Source organism: Streptomyces sp. NPDC050759, from assembly GCF_044456945.1.
In the GTDB taxonomy this organism is placed as follows: domain Bacteria; phylum Actinomycetota; class Actinomycetes; order Streptomycetales; family Streptomycetaceae; genus Streptomyces.
The window spans coordinates 1-1,086 of the sequence record NZ_JBITGI010000052.1 but is presented as its reverse complement, the minus strand read 5'-3'; the positions used below and the strand labels follow the sequence as shown (position 1 = coordinate 1,086).

The following is a 1,086-nucleotide window of genomic DNA, read 5'->3' as shown; positions in this document are numbered from 1 at the left end:
TTGTTGGGGTGCGAGTTCGTTGTGGAGGTAGCGGGTGATGGCCTGCGGGGTGGGATGGTCGAATACCAGCGTCGCCGGCAGCCGCAGACCGACCGCGGCCGACAGCCGGTTCCGTAGCTCCACCGCCGTCAGCGAGTCAAAACCCAGGTCCTTGAACGCCCGCTGCCCGTCCACCATCTCCGCATCCGCAAACCCCAGCACCGTCGCCACCTGCACCGCCACCAGCTCCGCCAGCACCTCCAACTGCTCCCGCTCGCCCAGCCCCGCCAGTCGCTCCGCCAACCCACCAGAACCCGCACCCGCCGCACCCGCATCCGCGATTCGCCGCGCCGGAACCCGGACCAACTGCCGCAACACCGCCGGCAGCCCACCCGACCGCGCCAACCCCCCCAGCGCACGCCTGTCCAACTGCGCCGGCACCACCACACCCCGCCCCAGCCCCAACGCCGCATCAAACAACCCCAACGCCTCACCCGAATCCATCGCCCGCAGCCCCGACCGACCGATCCGCGCCACATCCCCCTCACCCAAACCCCCGGTCAGACCACTGCGCTCACCCCAAAAACCCCACGCCAACGAAACCCCCGCCAACCCCAAAGCCCGCCGCCGCGCCACCAACGCATCCAGCCACACATTCGCCGCCGCATAATTCCCCTGCCCCGCATTCCCCAGCACCCCGGCCACCGACGAGAACACCACAAACGCCGACAGATCCAGACCCGCCGTCACCTCATGCAGCCACCACGCCCCACCCACCTTCGCCCCGAACACACCCTCCACATCCCCCGCACCCATCCCCAACACCGGCACATCCCCCAACACCCCCGCCGCATGCACCACACCCGTCACCGGCCCCAACCCAGAAGCCACCTCCACCAACCGCACCACCTCATCCCGCACCCCCACATCACACGCCACCACCTCAACCCGAGCCCCCAACCCCTCCAACTCCGCCACCAACTCCCCAGCCCCCACCGCACCCAACCCACCCCGACTCGCCAACACCACACACCCCACACCCCACCGCTCCACCAACCACCGCGCCACCAACCCACCCAACAACCCCGTCCCACCCGTCACCACGAC

Annotated in this window: 1 protein-coding gene; it reads right to left on the bottom strand. The window is 69.6% G+C overall.

Annotated features, from left to right (window positions below):
* Positions 1–1,080 (bottom strand): type I polyketide synthase (locus ACIBJB_RS47495; protein WP_398940394.1); only part of this gene is annotated, 1,080 nt, incomplete at its 3' end.
* Positions 1,081–1,086 lie beyond the last annotated feature (6 nt).